This window comes from Micromonospora sp. WMMD956 (assembly GCF_029626125.1).
In the GTDB taxonomy this organism is placed as follows: domain Bacteria; phylum Actinomycetota; class Actinomycetes; order Mycobacteriales; family Micromonosporaceae; genus Micromonospora; species Micromonospora carbonacea.
This window is the reverse complement of the sequence record NZ_JARUBI010000005.1, coordinates 4,881,532-4,905,561: the sequence shown is the minus strand read 5'-3', so window position 1 is coordinate 4,905,561 and position 24,030 is coordinate 4,881,532. Positions and strand designations below refer to the sequence as shown.

The 24,030-nt window shown below is 72.8% G+C and carries 18 protein-coding genes; 7 read left to right on the top strand and 11 right to left on the bottom strand.

The window, feature by feature from the left end; translation table 11 throughout:
* Positions 1-8 precede the first annotated feature (8 nt).
* Positions 9-1,145, bottom strand: a complete 1,137-nt coding sequence (locus tag O7628_RS22155; protein ID WP_278136379.1) for an 8-amino-7-oxononanoate synthase — start codon at positions 1,143-1,145, stop codon at positions 9-11.
* Positions 1,146-1,337: 192 nt separating this feature from the next.
* Between O7628_RS22155 and bioB the strand changes: the two genes are divergently transcribed.
* From bioB to O7628_RS22140, 3 genes are all read left to right on the top strand, one after another.
* Positions 1,338-2,333, top strand: a complete 996-nt coding sequence (gene bioB, locus O7628_RS22150) for a biotin synthase BioB (protein ID WP_278133304.1) — start codon at positions 1,338-1,340, stop codon at positions 2,331-2,333.
* Between the two features lie 83 nt (positions 2,334-2,416).
* Positions 2,417-2,617 carry a hypothetical protein gene (locus O7628_RS22145; protein WP_278136378.1) on the top strand — a complete coding sequence of 67 codons (201 nt, stop codon included), beginning with the start codon at positions 2,417-2,419 and terminating at the stop codon, positions 2,615-2,617.
* An 11-nt stretch (positions 2,618-2,628) separates the two neighbouring features.
* Positions 2,629-3,135, top strand: a complete 507-nt coding sequence (locus O7628_RS22140) for a GNAT family protein (RefSeq protein ID WP_229404563.1) — start codon at positions 2,629-2,631, stop codon at positions 3,133-3,135.
* Positions 3,136-3,265: 130 nt separating this feature from the next.
* On the opposite strand, the gene O7628_RS22135 is transcribed toward O7628_RS22140, so the two are convergent.
* Both O7628_RS22135 and O7628_RS22130 read right to left on the bottom strand, forming a co-directional pair.
* Positions 3,266-5,725 carry a non-reducing end alpha-L-arabinofuranosidase family hydrolase gene (locus O7628_RS22135; RefSeq protein WP_278133302.1) on the bottom strand — a complete coding sequence of 820 codons (2,460 nt, stop codon included), beginning with the start codon at positions 5,723-5,725 and terminating at the stop codon, positions 3,266-3,268.
* A 198-nt stretch (positions 5,726-5,923) separates the two neighbouring features.
* The gene (locus O7628_RS22130; RefSeq protein ID WP_278133300.1) at positions 5,924-8,785 is read right to left on the bottom strand and encodes a glycoside hydrolase family 9 protein; all 2,862 of its coding nucleotides are present in this window, start codon (positions 8,783-8,785) and stop codon (positions 5,924-5,926) included.
* A gap of 382 nt (positions 8,786-9,167) precedes the next feature.
* Here O7628_RS22130 and O7628_RS22125 point away from each other — a divergent pair, with 382 nt between their 5' ends.
* On the top strand, positions 9,168-9,953 hold the full coding sequence (locus O7628_RS22125) for an LPXTG cell wall anchor domain-containing protein (protein WP_278133299.1): 786 nt from the start codon (positions 9,168-9,170) through the stop codon (positions 9,951-9,953).
* 244 nt (positions 9,954-10,197) lie between these two features.
* Here the strand turns inward: O7628_RS22125 and O7628_RS22120 are convergent, their stop codons facing one another.
* Both O7628_RS22120 and O7628_RS22115 read right to left on the bottom strand, forming a co-directional pair.
* Positions 10,198-11,451, bottom strand: a complete 1,254-nt coding sequence (locus tag O7628_RS22120; protein WP_278133297.1) for a GNAT family N-acetyltransferase — start codon at positions 11,449-11,451, stop codon at positions 10,198-10,200.
* Positions 11,452-11,705: 254 nt separating this feature from the next.
* Complete coding sequence (locus O7628_RS22115; RefSeq protein ID WP_278133296.1) at positions 11,706-12,413, bottom strand: amino acid-binding protein; 708 nt, start codon at positions 12,411-12,413, stop codon at positions 11,706-11,708.
* A gap of 149 nt (positions 12,414-12,562) precedes the next feature.
* Between O7628_RS22115 and O7628_RS22110 the strand changes: the two genes are divergently transcribed.
* Together O7628_RS22110 and O7628_RS22105 are read left to right on the top strand one after the other, a co-directional pair.
* A complete protein-coding gene (locus O7628_RS22110) occupies positions 12,563-13,729 on the top strand; it encodes a phosphotransferase family protein (RefSeq protein ID WP_278133295.1) in 1,167 nt (388 codons plus the stop codon).
* Entirely contained in the window at positions 13,729-14,940 is a 1,212-nt protein-coding gene (locus O7628_RS22105; protein ID WP_278133293.1) for an acyl-CoA dehydrogenase family protein, read from the top strand. The genes O7628_RS22110 and O7628_RS22105 overlap by 1 nt, the downstream gene beginning before the upstream one ends.
* Before the next feature lie 86 nt (positions 14,941-15,026).
* On the opposite strand, the gene O7628_RS22100 is transcribed toward O7628_RS22105, so the two are convergent.
* The 6 genes from O7628_RS22100 to O7628_RS22075 form a co-directional block, all read right to left on the bottom strand.
* Positions 15,027-15,635 (bottom strand): hypothetical protein, encoded by a 609-nt coding sequence (locus tag O7628_RS22100; RefSeq protein ID WP_278133291.1) that lies wholly within the window; start codon positions 15,633-15,635, stop codon positions 15,027-15,029.
* Between the two features lie 175 nt (positions 15,636-15,810).
* On the bottom strand, positions 15,811-16,857 hold the full coding sequence (locus O7628_RS22095; protein WP_074479427.1) for a LacI family DNA-binding transcriptional regulator: 1,047 nt from the start codon (positions 16,855-16,857) through the stop codon (positions 15,811-15,813).
* Positions 16,858-16,945: 88 nt separating this feature from the next.
* On the bottom strand, positions 16,946-18,379 hold the full coding sequence (locus O7628_RS22090; protein ID WP_278133288.1) for a GH1 family beta-glucosidase: 1,434 nt from the start codon (positions 18,377-18,379) through the stop codon (positions 16,946-16,948).
* Positions 18,376-19,275: a carbohydrate ABC transporter permease gene (locus O7628_RS22085; protein ID WP_278133286.1), complete on the bottom strand. Its 900-nt coding sequence runs from the start codon at positions 19,273-19,275 to the stop codon at positions 18,376-18,378. The genes O7628_RS22090 and O7628_RS22085 overlap by 4 nt, the downstream gene beginning before the upstream one ends.
* A 13-nt stretch (positions 19,276-19,288) precedes the next feature.
* Positions 19,289-20,275, bottom strand: a complete 987-nt coding sequence (locus O7628_RS22080) for a sugar ABC transporter permease (RefSeq protein ID WP_278133284.1) — start codon at positions 20,273-20,275, stop codon at positions 19,289-19,291.
* A 215-nt stretch (positions 20,276-20,490) separates the two neighbouring features.
* On the bottom strand, positions 20,491-21,804 hold the full coding sequence (locus tag O7628_RS22075; protein ID WP_278133282.1) for an extracellular solute-binding protein: 1,314 nt from the start codon (positions 21,802-21,804) through the stop codon (positions 20,491-20,493).
* 1,540 nt (positions 21,805-23,344) lie between these two features.
* Here O7628_RS22075 and O7628_RS22070 point away from each other — a divergent pair.
* Complete coding sequence (locus O7628_RS22070) at positions 23,345-23,953, top strand: hypothetical protein (RefSeq protein ID WP_278133280.1); 609 nt, start codon at positions 23,345-23,347, stop codon at positions 23,951-23,953.
* Positions 23,954-24,030 lie beyond the last annotated feature (77 nt).

Genomic DNA, 24,030 nt, shown 5'->3' with positions numbered 1-24,030 from the left:
GCCGCCGGTCACGGCGCCCATTCCACGATCACGTCGAGGGCCCGCTCGAAGTCCGCCCGGCCGACCCCGGCGTTGACGGTCAGCCGCAGCCGGGACCGGCTGTCCGGCGTCGACGGCGGCCGGAAGCAGCCCACGGCCACCCCCCGGTCGGCGCAGTCGGCGGCCCAGGCCGTCGCCGCCTCGGGGCCCGGCGCGGTCACCGAGACCACGGCGGCGTCGGGCGCGGAGACCTCCAGCCCGGCGGCGCGCAGTCGGCGGACGGCCAGCGCGGTCCGCCCGGCCAGCTCGGCGCGCAGGTCGTCGCCGGCGCGGGCCAGGTCGAGCGCGGCACGCACCCCGGCGGCGACGGCGGGCGGCAGGGCGGTGTCGAAGATGAAGGTCCGGCCCGTCTCGACCAGGTGCCGGACGAACTCGGCCGGGCCGGCGACCACGCCCCCCGCGCCCCCGAGCGCCTTGGAGAGGGTGGCGGTGACCACCACGTCCGGCTCGCCGGCCAGCCCGGCGGCGGCCACCCCGCCCGCGCCGGCGGGCCCCAGCACGCCGAGCGCGTGCGCGTCGTCGACGAGCAGCAGCGCGCCGTGCCGGCGGGCGACCGCGTGCAGCTCGGCCAGCGGCGCGAGGTCGCCGTCGACGGAGAAGACCGACTCGGTGACCACCACCGCCGGCCGGCCCGGCGCGGCGGCCAGCGCGGCGGCCACCGCCGCCGGGTCGGCGTGCGGGGTCACCACGGTCTCCGCGCCGGAGATGCGGCAGCCGTCGATCAGCGAGGCGTGGTTGTGGGCGTCGGAGACGAGCAGCGTACGCGGCCGCGTCAGCGCCCGGACCGCGCCGAGGTTGGCCAGGTAGCCGGAGGAGAAGACGAGGCTGCCGTCGACGCCGAGCCAGTCGGCGAGGGCCGCCTCCAGCCCGTGGTGGGCGTCGGTGGAGCCGCGCACCAGCCGGGAACCCGTCGCGCCCAGCCCGTACGCCGAGAGGGCCCGCCCGGCCGCGGCCGTGACCTCGGGGTGGGCGGCCAGGCCGAGGTAGTCGTTGCCGGCCAGGTCGACCACGGCGTCGCCCGCGGCGCGGGGGCGCAGCCGGCGGGTCAGCCCCGCCTTCGCCCGCAGCTCGGCGCGGCGGTGCAGCGCCGCCAGCCAGTCCGCCACCGCCACGCTCCCCTCCCCCTCCGTCTCCGCCGGGCGAAGTTACCACCAGTCGGCCGCGCCGCGGCGTGGCGCGGGCCGGCGCGCGACGCCGCCGCCGGTCGGACGCGGGGGTCGGGCCGCGCCCGGGCGCGGGTGGCCCGGCCGCGCGCTCGGGCGTTTCTTCGGCGCCGGGCGCCTTGTAGGGTACGAGCCATGCCAGAGATCCTCGACCAGGCCCGCAAGCAGGTGCTGGAGAACGGCGTCGGCCTCGACCAGGCCGGAGTTCTCGCGGTGCTGAACCTGCCCGACGAGCACCTCCCGGCCGCCCTCCAGCTGGCCCACGAGGTGCGGATGCGCTGGTGCGGGCCCGAGGTCGAGGTCGAGGGCATCGTGTCGCTGAAGACCGGCGGCTGCCCGGAGGACTGCCACTTCTGCTCGCAGTCCGGGCTGTTCGCCTCGCCGGTCCGCTCGGTCTGGCTGGACATCCCCTCGCTGGTCGAGGCGGCCAAGCAGACGGCGGCGACCGGGGCGACCGAGTTCTGCATCGTGGCCGCCGTGCGCGGCCCCGACGCCCGGCTGATGACGCAGATGCGCGAGGGCGTCGCCGCGATCCGGGCCGAGGTCGACATCCAGGTCGCCGCGTCGCTCGGCATGCTCAGCCAGGAGCAGGTCGACGAGCTGGTCGACATGGGCGTGCACCGCTACAACCACAACCTGGAGACCTGCCGCTCCTACTTCCCCAACGTGGTCACCACGCACTCGTGGGAGGAGCGCTGGGAGACGCTGCGGATGGTCCGCGAGTCCGGCATGGAGGTCTGCTGCGGCGGCATCCTCGGCCTCGGCGAGACCGTGGAGCAGCGGGCCGAGTTCGCCGCGCAACTGGCCGAGCTGGACCCGCACGAGGTGCCGCTGAACTTCCTCAACCCCCGGCCGGGCACCCCGCTGGGCGACCGCCCGGTGGTCGAGGGCAAGGACGCGCTGCGGGCCATCGCCGCGTTCCGGCTGGCCATGCCGCGCACCATCCTCCGGTACGCCGGGGGCCGGGAGATCACCCTCGGCGACCTGGGCACCCGCGACGGCCTGCTCGGTGGCATCAACGCGGTCATCGTCGGCAACTACCTGACCACGCTGGGCCGGCCGGCGACCGACGACCTGGCGCTGCTGACCGAGTTGAAGATGCCGGTCAAGGCGCTCTCCGCGACGCTGTGACGGGGACGGGGACGGCTCCCTCGGGGACGCCGGCGACTTCCGGCGGCTCCGCGGCACCGGCGGCGGCCGGCGCTTCGGGGGCTCTGGCGGCTTCGGCGGCTTCCGGGGCGTGGTGCGACCGGTGCGGTGAACCTGCCGACGGCGGCGGCCACGCGGCGTGCCGGGCGGCGCGCGAGCTGGAGCCGCCCCGGTTCTGCGCGCGCTGCCGACGCCGGATGAAGGTGCAGGTGCTGCCGGTGGGCTGGGCGGCGGTCTGCGTCGAGCACGGCGAGCTGCGGGGCTGAGGCCGGTGCGGGTGCTGCGGGGCAGGGCGGTCACGCTGCGACCGGTGACGGCCGACGACGTGCCGGCCCTCGCGGCGATCCGGGCCACGCCGGAGGTGCGCCGCTGGTGGCGCGGCGGCGACGACCTGACCGAGGCCGTCCGCGCCGACCTCGGCGACGACGACCTCACGGTGTACGCCGTCGAGCACGACGGCCGGGTCGTCGGGGCCATCCAGTGGTACGCCGAGACCGACCCGGACTACCGCCACGCCAGCCTGGACGTCTTCCTCGACCCGGCGGTACGCGGCGTCGGGCTGGGCGGGGACGCGATCCGCACGCTGGCCCGGCACCTGATCGACGAGTACGGCCATCACCGGTTCACCATCGACCCGGCGGCGGCGAACACGGCGGCCATCCGGGCGTACGCCAAGGTGGGGTTCCGTCCGGTGGGCATCATGCGCCGCTACGAGCGTGGCGCGGACGGGAGCTGGCACGACGCGCTGCTGATGGACCTGCTCGCGGAGGACCTGTCCGGCTGAGTCGGCCGGCCCGCAGCAGGTTGCCGCCGGGCCGCCGCCCGCCGCCGGGCTCGGGCAGGGTCCGTCGACAGGCGTGCCCGGCACCGTGGGGTGCCGGGCACGCTGCGGTTCTGCGCGAGTGCGGTGCTGCCTAGCGCTGGAGGGTCAGCACACCCGGCCGCCACGGCAGCAGGTTGTAGTCGGTGTTCGCGTTGGGGTCCTTGCCCTGGTACAGCAACTGCAGGTTGCAGGCGTCGACGGTCTTGGTCTGGTCGGGGTTGGTGCGGACCAGGTCACCGTGGCTGATGTCGTTGGTCCACGTCGCGCCGCTGTTGGCCTTGCCGGCGAAGGGGTTGCTCTCGCTGGCGGCCTGCGGGGTCCACGAGCCGCTCAGGCTGTTGGACGTGAACGACCGGAAGTAGCGCTGCCCCTGGCTCCCGATCGCCTCGACGATCATGAGGTACTGGTTCTGTCCGGCCACCTTGTAGACCTCGACGCCCTCGAACAGGTTGTTCGTCGAGTCGGTCATGATCGTCGTGTAGCTGGAGCCGAAGCTGCCCGGGAAGTTCCCGAGCGGCATGATCTGGCGGTAGATCTTGCCGTTGTCCCCGGCGAAGAACAGGTACATGTTCTGGTCGTCGCCGATGAGGGTCTGGTCGATCACGCCGTACGGGGCGTCCGGGAGGGTGGCGGTGGACAGCGTCTGCGCGGAGGACCAGCCGTTGGCGTTCGTCGGGTCGCTCGACGTCTTGTAGCTGAACGAGGTCGGTCCCCACTGGTACGCCAGCACCCAGATGTTCTTCGGGGCGAAGTACAGCAGCGTGGGCGCCACGGTGCCCTGGCTCATCCCGTTCTGGCTGGCCGAGGCCATGTCGGACCAGTTGGTGAACGTGCTGAAGTTCATCGAGCTGTACTGGCCGCTGCTGTTGACGTACGAGCCGTAGACCAGGTGCTTGCCGTTGTAGACGACGTTGGTGAAGTCCTTGAGCGAGACCCAGCCGTTCTTCGGGCTCGTCAGCGCGCCGGTCGACGACCACCGATAGGTCGACGGGAGCGCGCAGCCGCCCGTCGGCGGCGGCGTGGTGGTCGGCGGGGTCGACGTGGGCGGCGTGCCACCACCGAAGTCGGTCCGCCACTGCTGGTTGGCCTGCCCGTGGCAGTCGTAGAGCTGGACCTGCTGGCCGTTGCCGGTGCCCCACACGTCGAGGCAGCGGCCGGACTGGACGCCGGAGATGGTGCCGTTGGAGTTGACGTTCCACTGCTGGTTCGGCCCGCTGTTGCAGTCCCAGATGATGATCCCGGTGCCGTTCGCGGTGGCCGCGCCGTTGGCGTCCAGGCACTTGGTGCCGTAGACCATCAACTGCTTGCTCGCGGTGTACGTCCACTGCTGGTTGGTCTGGCCGTGGCAGTCGTAGAGCTGCACCCGGGTGCCGTTGGTCTGGGTGGAGTTCGGCACGTCGATGCACCGGCCCGACTGCACGCCGACGATCCGGCCGGCGCCGCCGCTCGGCGGCGGGGTCGTGGTGGGCGGGGGCGTGGTGGGCGGGCCCGTGGTCGGCCCGGAGGTCGGGGGCGCCGCGTTGAGGGCGTTGAGGACCGAGGTGTACGCGGCCTTCTTGTTGCCCCCGCCGTCGAACAGCAGCGGGTTCTCGCCTGAGCGCCAGGAGTCGCTGTCGCGGACGCCCCAGACGGTGATGCCGATGCAGCGGGGCACGTTCAGGCACGCCTGGGTGAGCCCGGCGTACTGGGTGGTCGAGGCGTTGGTGACGTCGACCTCGGTCAACGCCACGTCCACGCCCAGCGCCGCGAAGCTCGACAACGTGGTCTGGAAGTTGCTCGGCAGCGAGCTGCCGCCGGTGAAGTGGGTCTGCAAACCGACGCAGTCGATCGGCACACCCCGGGACTTGAAGTCCTGGATCATCCGGTAGACACCCTGCGTCTTGCCGTAGCTCCAGTTCTCGATGTTGTAGTCGTTGTAGCACAGCTTCACCGACGGATCGGCCGCCCGGGCGGTGCGGAACGCCACCTCGATCCAGTCGTTGCCGGTGCCCTGGAGGTTCGACTGCCGGCGGCTGCCGTCCTCGTTGAACGCCTCGTTGACCACGTCCCACGCGGCGAGCTTGCCCTTGTAGTGGGCCATCACACCGTTGATGTGGTTGATCATGGCGGAGCGCAGCGCGCTGCCGCTCATCCGCTCCATCCACGACGGCTGCTGAGCGTGCCAGGCCAGGGTGTGCCCCCGGACCTTCAGCCCACGCTGGGTCGCCCAGTTGTAGATCTGGTCCCCGGCCGAGAAGTTGAACTGGCCCTGACTGGGCTCCGTCGCGTCCGGCTTCATCTCGTTCTCGGCCGTGATCATGTTGAACTCACGCCCCGCGATCGTGCTGTACGTGGAGTCGTTCAACCGGCCCCCGGCGATAGCCGTGCCGAAGTAGCGACCCGACTGCGCCGCGGCCGCGCCGAGCGTGGACGCGGCGGCGTTCGCCGCCGGCATCACCACCGCGACGGCGGCCACCGTCACGGCGCTGAGCGCACCGGCGAGCAGCGCTCGGACGGCGGGCGATCGCCGTCGCCGACTCCCGCCGCGATAGAGGGATGGGCTCGTTGCCATCGTGGCCTCCTTACTGGCCAACACCCAGGCCGTCAGGGCGCGACGACTGGGCGTCCACGTCTAAATATTCAACCCTGTCGATGCTTCCATTACTCGCCGGTTCAGACAATGGTGTTTCAGAAACATTTCGGAAAAGTTCTGGCCGGGCGGGACGTGGCCGGTCACCGGGTGCGGTGCCGGCCACGTCCCGCCCGGCGGTCAGGAGACGGTGCAGGCGGAACCGTTCAGGGTGAAGGCGACCGGCTTCGCGGTGCTGCCGGTGTGGGTGCCGTTGAAGCCGAAGCTCGTCGCCGCCCCCGCCGCGATCGTCCCGTTGTAGGACAGGTTCGAGGCGGTCACCGCGGTGCCGGTCTGGGTCACGTTCGCCGACCACGCCTGCCCGACCTTCTGCCCGGCGCTCGGGAACGCGAACGCCAGCGTCCAGCCGTTGATCGCCGTGGTGCCGGTGTTGGTGACAGTGATGTTCGCGGTGAACCCGGTGTCCCAGGTGTTCGCCGTCCAGGTCACCGCGCAGCCGCCACCGGCCGGCGGGGCCGTGGTGGTCACCGTGACGCCGGGCGAGGCGGGCGAGACGTTGCCGGCCGCGTCCACCGCGACCACCGTGAAGGTGTAGGTGGTGGAGGCGGTCAGCCCGGTCACCGCCAGCGTGGTGCCGGCGGTGGAGCCGACCAGGACGTTGCCGCCCCGGTAGACGCGGTAGCTGACGACCCCGACGGCGTCGGTGGCCGGGCCCCAGGTCAGGGACAGGCCGGTCGCGCCGACCGCGGAGGCGGTGGGCGTGCCGGGTGCGGTCGGCGGGGTGGTGTCCGGTGCCGGGCCGGCCGGCGTGGTGACGGTCAGCGCCGCCGACGCCGCCGAGCGGTTGCCCGCGCCGTCGAGCGCCCGCACGGTGAACTGGTACGTCCGCTCCGGGGCCAGCCCGGTCACGGCCAGGGTGGTCCCCGTCGAGGCGGTGACGACCGGGTCGGCGCCGGCCGAGGTGCGGGTCACCTCGTACCCGGCCAGGCCGCTGCCGCCGGTGTCGGTGGAGGCGGCCCAGGTGAGCGTGAGCCCGCTCGACGTGACGGCGGACGCGACAGGCGTGCCGGGCACGCTCGGCGCGGCGGTGTCCGGGGTGGCCGGTCCCGGCTCCTCGCCCCACACGCGCACACCGCCGGAGTAGAGCGGCACCTTCTTGTTCGGCCCGGCCGTGGCCTGGTACGACGGGTCGTTGGTCGGGTCCCAGGTGCCGCCCTCCGGCACGCCGATCTTGAACTGCACCTCCATCCGGTGCTGCGACTGCCCGGCGGGGGCGATGGTGTAACCGGTGCAGTCGACCTCGACGTACCAGATGTCGCCGCTGAGCTGCTTGGCCGCCGACGGCGACGGGCAGCCCTGGGTGTAGCCGGGGGTGACCTGGACGGCGGTGCTGCCCTCGGGACGGAAGTAGTAGCGGAACTTCCCGTCGGTCAGCGCGCGGGCCGGGAACGCGGACTTGTTGTAGACGATGGCCTTGAGGCCGGTGGCGCGGGTCTCGGCCTGCATCACCGTGGTCTCCACGGTGAGCTCGTCGATGTCCGGCGTCTCGGTGCCCGGGAAGCCGGCGAGCGGGGTACCGCCGTACTCGGCGGAGAGCCGGGCCAGGGCGGAGGTGAAGCCGGCGTTGTAGTCGGTGGCGACCTCGTTCATCACGTAGTCGGACCGGCTGTCGGTGTAGGCGTCGTTGGCCGCCGACGGGCCGCCGACGAGCGCGCCGTAGAGCACGTGCCGGGTCTCGGTGGGCACGGTCTGGCTGTCCCACCAGGAGCCGTGCGCCGTGCGGTGGTGCGGGTTCTTCGGCGCGTTGGCCCCGAAGCCGATCTGGTAGCTGGACTTGCGCGGGTTGTCGCCGAGCGCGTAGTTGATCTGCCGGACGGCGAAGTCGTGGTAGCGGGTCTTGCGGGTGGCGTCGGTGGTCTTGTCGCTGTAGACCAGCGCGGCGAACGCGGTGTTGGACGCGTAGCGCAGCGCGCCCCACGAGTCGAGCACCGCCATCCCGCCCGGCGAGTAGGTCACCTTCGCGCCGTTGACGCCCACGGTCCAGTAGTCGAGCCACCGGTTGGCGTCGTCGACGTACTTCTGCTTGCCGGTCAGGTTGGCCAGCAGCACGTACGCGCCGAACTGCTTGTTGTCCCAGGCGATCGTCCACTTGTAGGACCGGGTGGTGGACTGCGGCTCGGTGCCGAGCTTGTCGTACTCGCTCTCGGCCTTGGTGAGGTAGGCGGCGTCGCCGGTGGCGCGGTAGAGCCAGATCGCGCCCCAGACCAGCTCGTCCTGCCACCCGCTCCACGACTTGTAGAAGCTCGTCGCGTCGGTGATGCACTCGTGGTAGCTCTTGCGCACCGTGTCGGCGAACGTGTAGAGCTGCTTGGCGTGGGTCAGCAGCTTGTCGGCGTACGTGGCGTCGGTGGGCCGGAACACCATCGACGACGCGGCCATCGCCGCCGCCGTCTCCCCCGCCAGGTCCGCGCCGCCACAGCTTGAATCGATCTTGTACGCGGGACGCGCCATCGGCATCACCTCGGCCGGGCCCCACCACTTGTGGTCGTCGTCGCCCTTGCCGACCTGTCCGTAGAGGACGTTCGGGGCGGGGTGCGCCTTGACGAAGTAGTCGTTGACGAAGCGCAGGTTGTTGAGCAGGTGGGTGAGCTGCCCGGAGGCGACGTACCCGTCGCGGTACTCGACCGCGCCCCAGGCGAGCATGGTGGCGCTGAACGCCATCGGGAAGCCGAACTTGACGTGGTCGCCGGCGTCGTACCAGCCGCCGGTGAGGTCCACCCCGACGTCGGAGCCGTCGGTGAGCGCCGAGTCCCCGCGCCAGGAGACCCGGTTCCAGGCCGGCTTCTTGCCGGACTGCTGCGCCTCGTAGAAGAACAGCGACTTCTGCAACGCCTCGGCGTAGTTGAAGGCGGGCGCGGCGGCGACTGGCGCGGCCTGCGGCGCGACGACGCCCATGGCGAGGCCGCCGGCCAGGGCGGCGCCGGCGGCGAGCAGGCGGCGCAGCCAGGGGCGGCCGCGCGACGGCCGGTTCGGGTGACGCATCTGCGAGCTCCTGACGGATGGCGCCCGGCGGCCCCGACCGGACGCGGGACGGCGTCTGAGGGGTCGGGGCCGGCGGAGGCGGGTGGTGGGGGTCTCCGAGGAGGCGCGGGAGCGCTCCCATGGATGCCCGACAATGTATCCAGCGGATTGCACACTTGGGAAGACCCCGCTACCGCGAGCCTGCGCCCGACCGCCCGCCGGATCCGGGCGTCGCGCCGCCCGCAACCGTTACGTCGACACGCCGCCCGCCGGCGGTAATCCCCTCCCGGAAGGGGGATTTGGCGCGGAGTCCGCCCAGCTCAGGCCGTTCATCCGATGCCCCGCCGGAATGCGCCGAGGCGATCATGTGGCGTCCCCTCGACTCCCCCTCGGAGGAAACCTCATGTCACAGCGTCGGCGCGTGGCGCGCGCGGCCTTCTCCGCGACCGCCGCCACCGCCTGCCTCGCCCTCGCCACCCCGGCGTGGGCGTCGTCCACCATCGGCCTCAAGTCGGCCCACCATGGCAAGAAGGCGGGCTACTTCACCCAGCAGTGCGACGACGAGCGCTTCGCGAACCTGCCGGACGACCACGACGGCTGGCACTTCGTCCTGCCCGGCAAGAACAGCGGCAGCTTCGAGACCCTGACGCTGACCTTCTCCGACGGCACGAACGACGTCACGGTGAACATCCCGGACGGCACGGACGCGTACCCGGACTCCTTCTACTCCACCGGAGGCAAGGACCCCCGGCAGATCCACGCCTACCTGTTCACCCCGGCCGGGTGGAAGCTGGTCGACGGGTCCGCCACGATCAGCGGGACCGGCGACGACTTCAACGTGAGCCACACCTGCAAGGGCACGGTCCCCAAGCCCACCCCCACCCCCACCCCGACGCCGTCGGTCTCCGAGTCGCCGGAACCGTCGGAGTCCCCGTCGGCGTCGGAGTCCCCGGAGCCCTCGGAGTCGCCGTCGGCCTCGGAGTCCCCGTCGACCTCCGAGTCGCCCACCCCGTCGGACTCGGCGTCGCCGACGACCTCACCGTCGGGCGGGACCGGCGGGGGCAGTGACCTGCCGCTGACCGGCGTGGCCGCCACCGGCATGGCGCTCACCGGCGTCGCGCTGATCGGCGGCGGCGTCGCCCTGATGACGCTGCGCCGTCGCCGGGACCGCATCACCTTCACGGGCTAACCCCGAGCGGGCCCGCCCGCACCCCCTCGGGCAGGCGCCCGCGACCGGCCGCCGGACCTCCGTCCGGCGGCCGGTCTGCGGGGTAAGGAAGGGCCCCCTGTTAACGCATTCGGTAGAGCAGGGGCCCCCTGTTAACACCCGGCACGGCGGTACGGTCACCGGAACTCCCTGGGCTACGTACGCCGGCCGACCGCGCGCCCGCTGATCAGCCGCCGGCCGGACTCGGGGCAGTTGCGGCACGGGGTCAGCGGCGGCGCAGCTGGGCCGGCACCACCCCGGCCGGGGCTCCGGTCACCGCGAGGCTGACGGTGACCAGGGTGCCGTCCCGCTCCGTCACCGTCGGCCGGGCCAGCCGGCGCACGGTACGCAGCATCGGCGTGTTCTCCGCCTGGACGTGCAGCACCAGCGCCGCCAGCCCGGCCCGCTCGGCGTGCCGGACCAGCCGGCGCAGCAGGGCCGTGCCGATCCCCCGCCGCTGCCAGTCGTCGCGCACCAGCAGCGCCACCTCGGCCTCGTCGCCCTCGACGAGCAGGTTCGCCATCGCGACGACCGGTTCCGCCGCCCCGCCGGAACCGACCGCCGCACCGCCCGGACCCGCCGCACCGCCGAGGCCGGCAACCGCCCCGGCCGAACCATCCAGCGCCCCGGCGAAACCGTCCACCGCCCCGCCGGCGCCGGCAACCGCCCCGGCGAAGCCGTCCAGCGCCCCGCCCGGAGCCGACGTCGGCCAACCCGGACCGGCCACCGCCGCGCCCGCCGGATCGGCCACCGCCGCGACGAGGGTCAGGCCCTGGGCCGGCTCCAGCAGCCGGCCGAGCCGGGCCGCCGCGGGCTGCGCCGCCCCGCCGAGGTAGCGGCGGTGCAGGGTGCCCGCCGAGCAGGCCCGGTGCAGGTCCACCACGGCGGTGAGGTCGCCGGCGGTCGCCGGGCGGACGACCGCCTCCGCGCCGTCGGGCAGGACGAGGGTGACCTGGTCTGCCTCCCGCCGGCCCACGGTCGCCGCCAGCTCGGCGAGCGCCTGGGCGCGAGCGTATTCGGCCGGGGTGAAGCTCGGCGCGGTCCGGCGCAGCTCGTACGACCCGCCGGTGGGGTCGGGCAGGGTCATCGTCGTGCCGGTGATGCCCCCCGCGACGGCGGCGGGCCGCCAGGTGACCTCGTCGGCGCCGAGCAGCGTGCGCAGCGCCTCCCCCGCCGCGTCGGGGTCGCGGACCAGCCGGGTGGCCAGGCCGAGCACCCGGGTGGGCTGGTCGGCGAGGCCGCGCGCCTCGCTGCGCGCCACCCAGCAGTCCCGGCCCCGGCCCCGTTCCACGGCCGCGATCAGCTCCGCCTCGTCGAGGGTGTCCGGCGCGTCGACGAGGAAGTCGTCGACCGCGCCGACCTCGGTGGTGTGCACCTGCACGGTGAGGATGTTGACCCCGCGCAACGCAAGGCTCGCCGTGAGGACCGACAGGTAGCCCGGCCGGTCGTCCACGGTGGCTCGGATCCGCCACAGCGCCATGGTTGTCTCCCTTCACCCGCCTACGACGATGCCGGCCGGCTGTTGCGGGCCCGTTGCCCGGTGGTGACGGCGCGGGAACCGTGCGCATGACCATCACCACAGGTGGTGACCCTGGCCACGCCCTGTCGGCACCGGGCGGGCGAACGGCAGTGCGGGCCCGGCCGCATCGGCCGGGCCCGCACTGGTGCCGCCGGGCGGGCCCCGCACCGGGGCCCGACTCCGGCCGACGGGCCCCGCACCGGGGCCCGACAGTCTCAGCCGCCGGCCACCACCGGCGGCGCGCCCACCAGGTCCAGCCGGTCACCGAGGATCACCGCGCTGGCCCGGACCAGCTGGGCGAGCCGGTCCACCTCGGTGGAGTGGAACGCGGCGGGGCTCAGCGCCTCGGTCTGGTCGCGGGACACCACCAGCACCAGGCCGGCCCGGCCGAACGGCGCGATCGCGTAGTGGGTGCCGTCGGCCCCGGTCAGCGCGCGGGCCCGCAACGGGGTGATCTCGGGCAGGCTGGGCGGGACCGGCACCCGCCAGCTCGCCTGCGCCACCGTGGCCTCGCCGCCCCCGCCGCCGGTGCGCGAGGCCCAGTCCAGCGGGACCACCGCCGCCACCGCCCAGTCCGCGGCGAGCAGCCCCGGCACCGCGTCGACCAGCGTGGCCAGGCCGTCGGCCGGGTTGCCGGCGACCTGGGCGAGCAGCTCGGCGTCCTGCCCGGTGGTCGTCGGCGCGCCGATCGCCCGCCACACGCCGTCGACCCGCACGCCGGGGATGGCGGCCAGGCCGGCCAGCAGCCGCTCGACCCGGGAGGCGCCCGGCCACACCACGGTGAAGTCGTCGACCGCCCGCCCGCCGAGCCGTTCCAGGACGACGACCTGGACGATGTCGGCACCGGAGACGCCGAGTGTGCGGGCCACCTGGCCGAGGGTGCCGGGACGGTCCGGCAGGGTCACCCGAACTCTCAGCAACATGATCGTCCCTCCGCTCGGCAGGCCGGCGCAGGGCGGCCGGCAGGCTGGGCACCAGCCTGCCCGTTGACCATTTCGTCCCTGTTGCCGCGCCGTGTCCCAGGGGAAAATCCCACCTTGACAAGGTGCGTGAGCTGCCATCAACTAGTCGGATGACCGATCCGGCCGTCGTCGACCCGCGCACCGGCCCCGGTGCGGACGCGGACGCCCCGAAAGGTCTGGATCTCGACCGGCTCGCCGCCCACCTGGCCGTGCACCGCCCCGAGCTGGCCGCCCCGCCGCTGCGGGCCCGGCTCATCGCCGGCGGCAAGTCCAACCTGACGTACGCCCTGCGGGCCGGCACCGGGGCGACCCGGCGGGAGGTCGTGCTGCGCCGGCCGCCGTTGGGCCACGTGCTCGCCACCGCGCACGACATGGCCCGGGAGCACCGGGTCATCTCGGCGCTCGCCCCGACCGCGGTGCCGGTCCCGGCGGCGCTGCTGCTCTGCCCGGACACCGACGTGATCGGCGCGCCGTTCTACCTGATGGAGAAGGTCGACGGCGAGGTGTTCCGCAGCCGGTCGCAGACCGACGCGCTGACCGCCGGGCAGCGCCGCGGCCTGGCCATGGCGATGATGGACACCCTCGCCGACCTGCACGCGGTCGACCCGGCCGCCGTCGGGCTGACCGACTTCGGCCGCCCCGAGGGCTTCCTGGGCCGGCAGGTGCGGCGCTGGGCCGGCCAGCTCGACCAGTCCCGCAGCCGCCCGCTGCCCGGCATCGACGAGCTGCGCGACGCGCTCGCCGGCTCGGTGCCCGAGGGGGCGAACGCCGGCCGGATCGTGCACGGCGACTACCGGCTGGACAACCTGCTCGCCACGGTCGACGCCGACCCCGCCACCGTCGCCAGCCCCGGCAGTCCCGCCAGCCCCGGCAGTCCCGCCGACAGCGGCGGCCCGGTGGTGGTGCGGGCGGTGCTGGACTGGGAGATGGCCACCCTCGGCGATCCGCTGGCCGACCTCGGGCTCCTGCTGACGTACTGGGACGTGCTCGGCGACAGCGACGTCGCCGCCGGCAACCCCGTCGCCGACGGGCTCGGCCCGCGCGCCGGCTTCCCCGCCGGGCGCGAGCTGATCGAGCGGTACGCCGGGCGCGGCGACGTCGACGTCGGCCCGCTGCACTGGCATATCGCCCTCGGCTGCTTCAAGCTCGCGGTGATCTGCGAGGGGATCCACTACCGGCACACCCTCGGGCAGACGCTCGGCGGGGGCTTCGACCGGATCGGCGACATGGTCGCGCCGCTTGTCGAGCACGGTCTGCGCGCAGTCAGGGAGCAGTGATGGACTTCCAGTTCGACGCCCGCACCGAGAAGCTGCGCGCGCGCCTCGGCACGTTCCTGCAGGAGTGCGTCCACCCGGCGGAGGCGGTGCACGCCGAGCAGGTCGCGGCGGCCGGCGACCCGTGGGCCCGCTCCCCCGTGCTGGAGGAGCTGAAGGCCGAGGCGCGGCGGCGCGGCCTGTGGAACCTCTTCCTGCCCGACCCCCGCTACGGGGCGGGCCTGACCAACCTCCAGTACGCGCCGCTGGCGGAGCTGACCGGGCGCAGCCCGCACCTGGCCCCGGAGGCGGTCAACTGCGCCGCACCGGACACCGGCAACATGGAGCTGCTCGCCGAGTTCGGCTCCGAGGCGCAGCGGGACCGCTGGCTCAAGCCGCTGTTGGAGGGGGAGATCCGCTCGGCGTTCTGCATGACCGAGCCGGAGGTCGCCTCCTCCGACGCCACCAACATCGCCACCCGGATCGTCCGCGACGGCGACTCCTACGTCATCGACGGGCGGAAGTGGTGGTCGTCCGGGGCGATGGACCCGCGCTGCGAGATCTTCATCGTGATGGGCAAGACCGACCCCGGGGCCGACCGGCACCGCCAGCAGAGCATGGTCCTGGTGCCCCGGGACACGCCGGGCGTGACGGTGCGGCGCGGCCTGACGGTCTTCGGCTACAGCGACGCCCCGCACGGCGGTCACGCGGAGATCGACTTCACGGGCGTCCGGGTGCCGGCGGAGAACCTGGTCGGCGCGGAGGGGGCGGGCTTCGCCATCGCCCAGGCCCGCCTCGGCCCGGGGCGCATCCACCACTGCATGCGGCTGGTGGGCATGGCCGAGCGGGCCCTGGAACTGCTCTGCCGCCGGGCCAACCAGCGGATCGCGTTCGGCCGCCCCCTCGCCGAGCAGGGCGTGGTGCGGGAGTGGATCGCCGAGTCCCGGGTCCGCATCGAGCAGGCCCGGCTGCTGGTGCTCAAGACCGCCTGGCTGATGGACACCGTCGGCAACAAGGGCGCGCACACCGAGATCCAGGCCATCAAGATCGCCACCCCGGCGATGGCGGAGTGGGTGATCGACAAGGCCATCCAGGGGTACGGCGGCGCGGGCGTCAGCCAGGACACCCCGCTCGCCGGGCTCTGGGCCCAGGCCCGCACCCTGCGCCTCGCCGACGGCCCGGACGAGGTCCACCGGTCGTCGCTGGCCAAGCGGGAGCTGCGCCGCTGGGCCTGACCGGGCCGCCCCCCAGGCCCGCCCGGCAGGGCCGGCCCCAGCGAGGAAGACCCGGCAGGCGCGCCCCGGCGGGACGGTCCGTCGGGTCAAACCGACATGAGGTCGAGCATGGCGATGTTGTTGTTGTACCGCACGTTGATCGCGATGTCGGTGGTCATGACCAGCAGCGGGTCGGTCAGCGAATCCCAGACGGCCAGCAGGGAGAAGTGCCCCGGGCCGGGCACCGCGGGCCACTCGACCCGCACCGTCGTCACGCCCGCAGGGACGATGAGGACCCGCGAGGTGACCGGCACCCAGCCCAGCGGCCAGGACAGGCTGCCACCCGGGCTCGTCCGGTAGAACCGCAGCGTCCCGCTGTCGATGCCCGACCCGTACGGACCGGGGTTGCGCAGCTTGACGAAGATGTAGCTGGTCGAGCCAGCGACGACCGGGAACATGCTGGTCGCGCACTCCACCGTCGTCGGGCAGACCTTGATGTCCGGGCTGGCCCAGATGGGATCGGTGCTGTGCGGCTGGAGCCCGACGTCGCTGACGGTGTCCCGCATCCAGGTGTCGGTAACGGTCATGACCCGATGCGGCTTCGCGGCCGGCACGGCGGCAGCGGCGGTCGCGGTGGTGGCCAGCAGGCCGGCGAGGACTGGGCCGGCGCACAGGGCCAGGGCCAGGCGGCGGACGCGGCTTCCGAGGGTTGCCATGGCGGGGTCTCCCATCGACGGTGACGCCGACACGGAGCCTCCCCGCGCCGGCATGGTCCTGCTGACAGGAGCCGGCGCGGGGCGCGGTGATACCGGCCGACGAACCGGGAACTCCCAGATGACGCCAGGCCGGATCAATCAGACAACGCGCCCGTCGCCGGAACGCGGGACGCGCTCAGGCGGAGGCGCGGCGGACCATGTGGGTGTCGAGGAGGATGTGGTTGGTCGGGATGTCCTCGCCCCGGATGCGGGACACCAGCAGGTGGGCCATCTGCCGGCCCATCTCCTCGACCGGCTGGAAGATGGTGGTCAGCGGCGGCTCGGCCTGCCGGGCCACCGGCGCGTCGTCGAAGCCGATCACCGCCACGTCGTCCGGCACCCGCCGGCCGGCCTCGCGCAGCGTCCGCAGCGCGCCGAAGGCCATCAGGTCGGAGGCGACGAAGACCGCGTCGAGATCCGGGCAGACCTCCAGCAGCCGGCGCATGCAGGCCGCCCCGCTGCCCTCGCTGAAGTCGCCGTACGCGATGAGGTCGGGGTTGAGGCCGGCCCCGGTGGCCTGGACGGCCTCCCGGTAGCCGGTCAACCGGGCCAGGCCGGCGCCCATGTCCTGGGTCCCGGCGATGGTGGCGATGCGCCGCCGCCCCCGGGCGAACAGGTATTCCACCGCGTGCCGGGCGCCGCCGACGTTGTCGACGTCGACGTAGTACGCGGGCTGCGCGCCCGGCTGGAGCATCCGGGCCGGCCGGCCGCCCAGCACGGTCGGCAGGCCCCGCTCCTCCAGCAGGGTGGGCAGCGGATCGGAGTCGTGCAGCGACAGCAGCAGGACGCCGTCGACGTGCTGGTTGGTGAGGTGGTGCTCGACGCGTTCCCGCTCCACCGGCGACTGGGCCATGGCCAGCCAGAGCTGCATCGGGGTCTCCAGCAGGCCCGAGCTGATCCCCCGGACGATGCCGGCGAAGAACGGCTCGGTGAAGACCCGGTCCCCGGACTCGGAGACGACCAGCGCCACCGAGTCGGTCCGCTGAGTCACCAGGGCCCGGGCGGCGCGGTTCGGCACGTACCCCAGCTCGGCGATGGCCTGTTGCACGGCCGCCCGCGCCTCCGGGCTCACCTGGGGTGAGCCGTTGACCACCCGGGAAACGGTGCCGCGCCCGACGCCGGCGCGCGCGGCGACCGCGTCAAGGGTCGGGCGCCCGAGCGACCGGGTGCGCTGCGTTGTCATCGTCTGCTCCTCCGACATTGGTGGCCCGGTGCGCCCCCGGGTTGGGGGACGGGCACCGGGACCACCCGTCACTCGCTGGCCGTGTGCCCTATTGTGCGGCCAGACCGTTGCGTCGGATCACCTCGGCGTACCACCTGGCGCTGGACTTGGGGATGCGGACCTGGCTGTCGTAGTCGACGTACACCATGCCGAAACGCTTGGTGTAACCCCAGGCCCACTCGAAATTATCCATCAGCGACCACGCGAAGTAGCCCCGCAGGGGCACCCCTGCACCGATCGCCGCGTGTGCCGCCCGCAGGTGCGAGTCGAAGTAGGCCAACCGGTCGGTGTCGTCGACCTGACCGTCGACCACGGCGTCGACGAAAGCGGAACCGTTTTCGGTCACGTAGAGCGGAAGGTCCGTGTAGTCGCGGTGGACCCGCTCCAGGGTCTCGACGAGCCCGGGGGCGTCGATCTCCCAGTCCATGTCGGTCACCGGGACACCCCGGGTGACGAACCGGACGTCCTCGCTGCCCGGCCAGCACGTCGGCGCCCGCCAGTACGCCTCCGGCTGCTCGCCCTCGACCGGGGCGGCCACCACGTGCCGGCTGTAGTAGTTGATCCCGACCAGGTCCAGCGGCGTCGAGATGATCTTCAGGTCGCCGTCGCGCACGTGCCCGAAGTCCGTCACCGACGCCAGGTCGGCGCGGAGGTCCGCCGGGTACGACCCGCGCAGCACCGGGTCGAGGAAGAACCGGTTGGCCAGCGCGTCGATCCGCCGGGCGGCGTCCGCGTCGGCCGGCGAGCCGGTGGCCGGGCTCACCGGGTACAGGTTGACGGTGATGCCGAGCTGGGCGTCGGGCCGGGACGCCCGCAGCGCCTGGACCGCCAGGCCGTGCCCGAGCATCAGGTGGTGCCCGGCCCGGACCGCGTCCGCCCCGTCGGTACGCCCCGGCGCGTGCGCGCCCGAGCCGTACCCCAGGAACGCCGAGCACCACGGCTCGTTCAGCGTCGTCCAGTAGCGCACCCGGTCGCCGAGCGCGTCCACGACGAGCTGGGCGTAGTCGGCGAACCGGCCGGCGGTGTCCCGGGCCGGCCAGCCGCCGGCGTCCTCCAGCGGCTGCGGCAGGTCCCAGTGGTAGAGGGTCAGCCACGGCTCGATGCCGTGGCCCAGCAGCTCGTCGACCAGCCGCCGGTAGAAGTCCAGGCCCTCGACGTTGGCCGCGCCCGACCCGCCCGGCTGCACGCGCGGCCAGGACACCGAGAACCGGTAGGACTTCAGGCCCAGCTCCGCCATGAGGCGCACGTCGTCGGGCATCCGGTGGAAGTGGTCGCAGGCCACGTCGCCGGTGTGCCCGCCGACGGTCCGCCCCTCCGTGTGGCTGAAGGTGTCCCAGATCGAGGGGGTGCGGCCGCCCGCCGTGGCCGCGCCCTCGATCTGGTACGCCGCGGTCGCCGCGCCCCACAGGAAGCCCGGCGGGAAGGTGAGGGCCGCGCCCTGGTCGAGGACGCCGACGGCGGGTGAACGGGTCGGATCGCTCACGACTTGACGGCACCTTCCATGATCCCGCCGATGATCTGGCGGCCGAACAGGACGAACACGACGAACAGCGGCAACGTGGCGACCAGGGTGCCCGCGAAGATCTGCGAGTTGTCGGCGAAGTAGGCCGTGTTGAGGCTGCGCAGCGAGATCTGCACGGTCGGGTTGGCCGGGTCGGCGAGCACCACGAAGGGCCAGAAGAACTGGTTCCACTGCTCCATGAAGGTGAGCAGGCCCAGCACCGCCGCCGCCGGCCGCAGCGCGGGAACGACGACGTGCCAGTAGACGCGCCAGGTGGAACAGCCGTCCACCCGGGCCGCCTCGATCAGCTCGTTGGGCACGGCCTGCTCGGCGTACTGGCGCATCATGAAGATGCCGAAGCCGCCGATGAGGAACGGCACGGTGACCGACGGCATGGTGTTCAGCCACTCGAGCTTGGCCATCAGGATGTAGAGCGGCAGCACGCCGAGCTGGATCGGGACCATCATCGAGGCGAGGATGATCAGCAGCATCGCGTTCTTGCCGCGGAAGCGCAGCTTGGCGAACGCGAAACCGGCCAGCGAGCCGAAGAAGACGGTGGCGACGGTGATCGTCCCGGAGACCAGGAACGAGTTCATCAGCCCCTTGACGATGTTGGCGTCGCCGTTCTCCAGCACCCGCTGGATGTTCTCGCCGAGCTTGCCACCCGGCAGGAACGGCGGCGGCCAGGAGTTGGCCGCGTCGTTCGTCCGGGACGCGATGACGATCATCCAGTAGAACGGGAACAGCGAGAGGATCACGCCGAGGACCAGGCCGACCCAGGTCAGCGGGGTCGCCTTCCAGATCCGGTCGGCCTTGTGCGCGTCACGCGGCGGCCTGCCGGCCGGGCGCGCGGGTGGGCGGAGCGTCGTGGTCGTCATCTGGGCGCAACCCTCACTTGTCGGAACTGATGCGGCGGGCGAGCAGGTAGTTCACCAGCGACACCAGCGCGATGAGCAGGAACAGCACGAGGGCGACCGCACCGGCGTACCCCCAGCGGAACCGGGTGTTCATCACGTCGAGCAGGTACATGGTGATGGTCTGGAACTGCCCCTCCGAGCCGCCGGAGAGCGCCCCCGCGCCGCTGGTGAACATCAGCGGCTCGGTGAAGAGCTGGAGCCCGCCGATGGTCGAGACGATCAGCGTGAAGATGATCGTCGGACGGAGCTGCGGGATGGTGATCGACCAGAACTGCCGACGCCGCGACGCGCCGTCCAGCGCCGCCGCCTCGTACATGTCCTTGCTGATCGACTGCATGGCGGCCAGGTAGATCAGGGCGTTGTAGCCCACCCAGCGCCAGTCGACCATGGTGGAGATGGCGAACCAGGAGGCGAAGCGGTTCGCCCGCCAGTCGATCGGCTCCATGCCGACCAGGTCGAGCAGCCAGTTGGCGAGGCCGAACTCCTTGGCGTAGATCATCGAGAAGATCAGCGCCACCACGGCGGTGGAGGTGATGATCGGCATCGCGATGGCCATCCGGAAAAAGGTCTGCGCCCGCAGCTTCCGGTTCAGCGCGTTGGCCAGCACCAGCGCCAGCATCAGCTGCGGCACGGTGGAGAGCAGGAAGATGCCGAACGTGTTGACGACCGCGTTCCAGAACTGCGGGTCGTTGGTCAGCAGCTCGACGAAGTTGTCCAGGCCGACGAAGCTGATGGTGGCGTTCAGCGGCGACCGGTCGGTGAGCGCGATCCAGACCGTGTAGACGATCGGGTACGCGCTGAAGACCGCGAAGATCACGAAGAACGGCAGGACGTACAGGTACGGGGAGAACTTCAGGTCCAGCTTGGTGAAAGAGGCCGGGCGGCGGTGCGCGGCACGGGCGGGGCGGTCGGGTTCACCGCCCCCACCGGGGGGCGCTGCGGTGTGGAGGTCCAGGCTCATCGACGGTCCTTCTCGTCGGTCGGCGCGACCCGTCCGCGCGGGCGGCGCCGGGGGGTTACCGGCCCTCCGCGCGGGCGGCCGGGGAGTTGCCGGCCTTCCGCGCGGGCGGCGCCGGAGGGTTGCCGGCCCGGCCACGCGGGCGCACCGGGCTTACCGGGCACCGCGGGTGGCGCCGACAGTCGCCTGTCGACGCCACCCGTGGTCGGTCCGGCCGGTCACTTACCGGCGGCCTGACCGTTCTTCAGCGCTGCTTCCCACTGCTCGGCGGCGGGCTTGCCCTGCTCGACGGCGCGCAGGGTGTTCTCCACGGCGGTACGGACGGCCTGGTTCTTCGGGCCGAGGTAGACCGGCTTCAGCTCGCTCGCACCGGCGGCGAAGATCTTGCCGACCGGGGCGTTGGTGAAGTACTCGTTGGTCGAGTCGGCGACGGCCGGGTCGGCCAGGGCCTGCGGCGACGACGGCAGGTTGCCGACCTTCTTGAACGCCTCGATCTGGCCCTTGGCGCTGGTCAGGAACTTCACCAGCTCGGCGGCCTCCTTGGCGTGCTTGCTGGACTTCGGCACGGCCAGGAAGGAACCGCCCCAGTTGCCGCCGTTGCCGGGCGCCTTCGCGACGTCCCACTTGCCGGCGGCGGAGTCACCGGCCTGGCCCTTGATGACACCGGTCATCCAGGCGGGGCAGGCGATGGTGGCGAAGGTGCCGTTCTTGAAGCCGGCGTTCCACTCGTTCGAGAACGACTGGAGGTTGTTCGACAGGCCCGCGGCGATCATCTTGGTGGAGAGGTCGTACGCGGTCTTCACGTCCGGGTTCTCGCCGATGACCAGCTTGTTGCTCTTGTCGTAGTAGGTGTAGCCGGAGCCGTTGCCCGCGGTCTGCATCAGCACGACGTTGTAGAAGTTGGTCGCCGAGTCGACGAACTTGTGCTTCTTGTCGGCGGCGACGAACTTCTGGCCGGTGGCGATGAACTGGTCCCAGGTCGGCCAGAGGGCCCCGACCTCTTCGCGGTCGGTCGGCAGGCCGGCGGCCTTGAACAGGTCGCTGCGGTAGCACAGCGCCATCGAGCCGACGTCGGTGCCGAGGCCGAGGACGGTGCCGTCCGGGGTGGTGCCCTGCTCCCACTTCCACGGCAGGTAGTTGGACTTGAGGTCGTTCGCGCCGTGGTCGGCCAGGTTCACGAACTTGCCGGCCTGGGCGTAGAACTGGACGATCGTGCCCTCTTCGAGGGCCACCACGTCGCCGGCGCCGGCGCCAGCGGTGATCTGCTGGGTGAGGCGGGTGTTGTAGTCGCCGAGGCCGAGGCCCTTGCCCCGCTGCTCGATCTTGACGTTCGGGTGCTCCGCCTCGTACTGCTTGTAGAGCTCGTCGTAGCCGAAGCCCTGGTCGCCGAAGACGTCGACGACGAGCTTGATCGGGTCGTTGCTGCTGCCCGAGCCCTCGTCGTCGCTGCCGCAGGCGGAAGTGGTGGCGATCATCGCGACGGACGCGAGCGCGATGGCCGCGAGCCGCCGGCGACGGATTGGGACGCTCATCCGAGACCCCTCTTTCGGTGGTGAGGCTGTGTCATGTGGTGGGGGGTGCTGTGCAGGCGCTCGCGGCCGACGGCCGGAGCCCACGGTCGATGCCCGGCGCCGTTACGGAGAGATCCGCAACACAGCCCCGGGAGCGCTCCCATGAGACTGGAGGAGAGTCCCCAAGGTGTCAATAAGCCGTTGGGAGCGTTCCCAGATCGTTACCGCCGTGTGTCGGAACTATCGCTACGGCGCGTCCGAGGCGGCGCGACCCGCCTAGCGCACTGCCACCTCCCCGGAACGTCATGCCGGGGAGATGACGGCATCCGGCGCCGTTGACACCGCCACCTGCCCGACATCCCGTCACCCCTCCCCCGGAACGGGCGGATTGCCCGACCCAGCGGGGTGGGGTTCGATGCGGGCCCGGCGACGAGACGAGGCAGGCGATCCGGGTCGGGCCAGGCCGAGGCGGACACGGCCGGCTTGATCAACTTCATGTCGGGCAGGTGGGGGTATCCCGGCCCGTTGATACCCCCACCTGCCCGACATCCCGTCACCCGCTCGCCGAAATGGGTGGATTGTCCGGCGCTGGCCGGGGCGGGGGCGGGGGCGGGGACGGGACGGGGCGGGGACGGGACGGGGCGGGGACGGGGACGGGACGGGGCGGGGGCGGGGCGGGGACGGGGCGGGGCGAGGTGGGGCGACCGGCGGGACCAGACCCGGAATGGCGACCGGGCCGGGCGGGCCGGTCTGAGTCGGGCGGGCCGACCTGCGCCGGGGCGGGGCGCAGACGAGCCGGGGCGGGGCAACCAGGGCAGGCCAATCTGGGCCGGGGCGGGGCGCAGGCGGGCCGATCTACTCGGGGGCGGGGCGGCGCGCAGGCGGGCCGAGGCGGGCGTGGCTGGGTTGATCGACTTCATGTCGGGCAGGTGGCGGTATCAACCGCGCGGGATACCCCCACCTGCCCGACATCCCGTTCGCCCCTCTACCCGAATGGGAGGATTGTCCGACCCTGGCCGGGGATGGGTTCGGTGTGGGGCGACGAGGCGGGCCGACCGCGTGCCGATCGACCGCGATGCCAGCAAACCGCCCGGGCGCGGGGTGACCGGCGGCACTCCCGGACCGGAATCCCGCCAAGGCCGGGGGTGTTACACCTGACGGACGACCGAAGCACCACCCAGGCTCCCCCGATCCAGCAGACCCCCCGGCCCCGGCCTCCGCAGGCCGCCCGCGTGCCGGCTCAGCCGCCGACCCCACCAGCCCCGCAATCGCCCCGGGTGACTGGCCGGCGCCCCGGGTGACCGGCCGGCCGCCTCGGCGCCACACTCGCCAAGGCGGGGCAGCCGCCGGGAATGGGGACGGGCCACCGGTCGTTACACCCGGACCCGGCCCGGCACCACATGTGGCAGCCGCCCCGGAGATCCTCCCCCTCGCCGGGCCTTCTTCCTCCCCAGCTTCTTGCTTCGTTGTTCGGGCGCCTCGACGTGGTGCTCGCACACCCCCACACCACCCCCGTTCGGGGCGTGAGGGTGTGCCGACCCCCCGATTGGAGTCACCCCTGATGAACACGACCATCCTGCGCAAGAGCGTCCTGGGCATCGCTGGACTCGCCTTCGCCGGTGGCCTCGCCGCCGGCCCCCTGAACCACACCACCACCGACACTGTCGACGCGCGGCCCGTCGCCGCCGTCCAGGCCGACAAGGCCGACAAGACCGCTGGCGTGGACACCGGGAAGCTCATCCCCCACGGCGTGCAGGGCGCCCAGTCCCGCATCGACCTCGACCCGGAGCAGACCGCCAACGTCAAGGCCATCATCGCCGCCACCAAGAAGGCCGGCCTCGACGAGCGCGCCGCGGTCATCTCCATCGGCACCGCGTTGCAGGAGTCGAAGCTGCAGAACCTGGGCCACCTCGGCGACCGCAACGACCACGACTCCCTCGGCCTGTTCCAACAGCGCCCCTCCAGCGGCTGGGGCACCCCCGAACAGATCACCGACCCCGAGTACGCGACGACAGCATTCCTCAAGGGCCTGCGACAGGTCGACGGCTGGCAGGACATGGCCCTGACCGACGCCGCCCAGACCGTCCAGGTCTCCGCCTACCCCGACGCCTACGCCCAGTGGGAACAGCAGGCCGCCGACCTCGTCACCCAACACTGGAACAACAGCTGACACCAGCACGAACGCCACCGGCCGGGCCCCCGAACACCAGGGGCCCGGCCGGTGGCATCCCCGCCCCCAAAACAGCC

Bases quoted from the DNA above. Each gene is read 5' to 3' on its own strand.
- bioB (WP_278133304.1), top strand. From the start codon at position 1,338: ATGCCAGAGATCCTCGACCAGGCCCGCAAGCAGGTGCTGGAGAACGGC.
- O7628_RS22135 (WP_278133302.1), bottom strand. From the start codon at position 5,725: ATGGCAACGAGCCCATCCCTCTATCGCGGCGGGAGTCGGCGACGGCGA.
- O7628_RS22130 (WP_278133300.1), bottom strand. From the start codon at position 8,785: ATGCGTCACCCGAACCGGCCGTCGCGCGGCCGCCCCTGGCTGCGCCGC.
- O7628_RS22125 (WP_278133299.1), top strand. From the start codon at position 9,168: ATGTCACAGCGTCGGCGCGTGGCGCGCGCGGCCTTCTCCGCGACCGCC.
- O7628_RS22120 (WP_278133297.1), bottom strand. From the start codon at position 11,451: ATGGCGCTGTGGCGGATCCGAGCCACCGTGGACGACCGGCCGGGCTAC.
- O7628_RS22115 (WP_278133296.1), bottom strand. From the start codon at position 12,413: ATGTTGCTGAGAGTTCGGGTGACCCTGCCGGACCGTCCCGGCACCCTC.
- O7628_RS22110 (WP_278133295.1), top strand. From the start codon at position 12,563: ATGACCGATCCGGCCGTCGTCGACCCGCGCACCGGCCCCGGTGCGGAC.
- O7628_RS22105 (WP_278133293.1), top strand. From the start codon at position 13,729: ATGGACTTCCAGTTCGACGCCCGCACCGAGAAGCTGCGCGCGCGCCTC.
- O7628_RS22100 (WP_278133291.1), bottom strand. From the start codon at position 15,635: ATGGCAACCCTCGGAAGCCGCGTCCGCCGCCTGGCCCTGGCCCTGTGC.
- O7628_RS22095 (WP_074479427.1), bottom strand. From the start codon at position 16,857: ATGACAACGCAGCGCACCCGGTCGCTCGGGCGCCCGACCCTTGACGCG.
- O7628_RS22085 (WP_278133286.1), bottom strand. From the start codon at position 19,275: ATGACGACCACGACGCTCCGCCCACCCGCGCGCCCGGCCGGCAGGCCG.
- O7628_RS22080 (WP_278133284.1), bottom strand. From the start codon at position 20,275: ATGAGCCTGGACCTCCACACCGCAGCGCCCCCCGGTGGGGGCGGTGAA.
- O7628_RS22075 (WP_278133282.1), bottom strand. From the start codon at position 21,804: ATGAGCGTCCCAATCCGTCGCCGGCGGCTCGCGGCCATCGCGCTCGCG.
- O7628_RS22070 (WP_278133280.1), top strand. From the start codon at position 23,345: ATGAACACGACCATCCTGCGCAAGAGCGTCCTGGGCATCGCTGGACTC.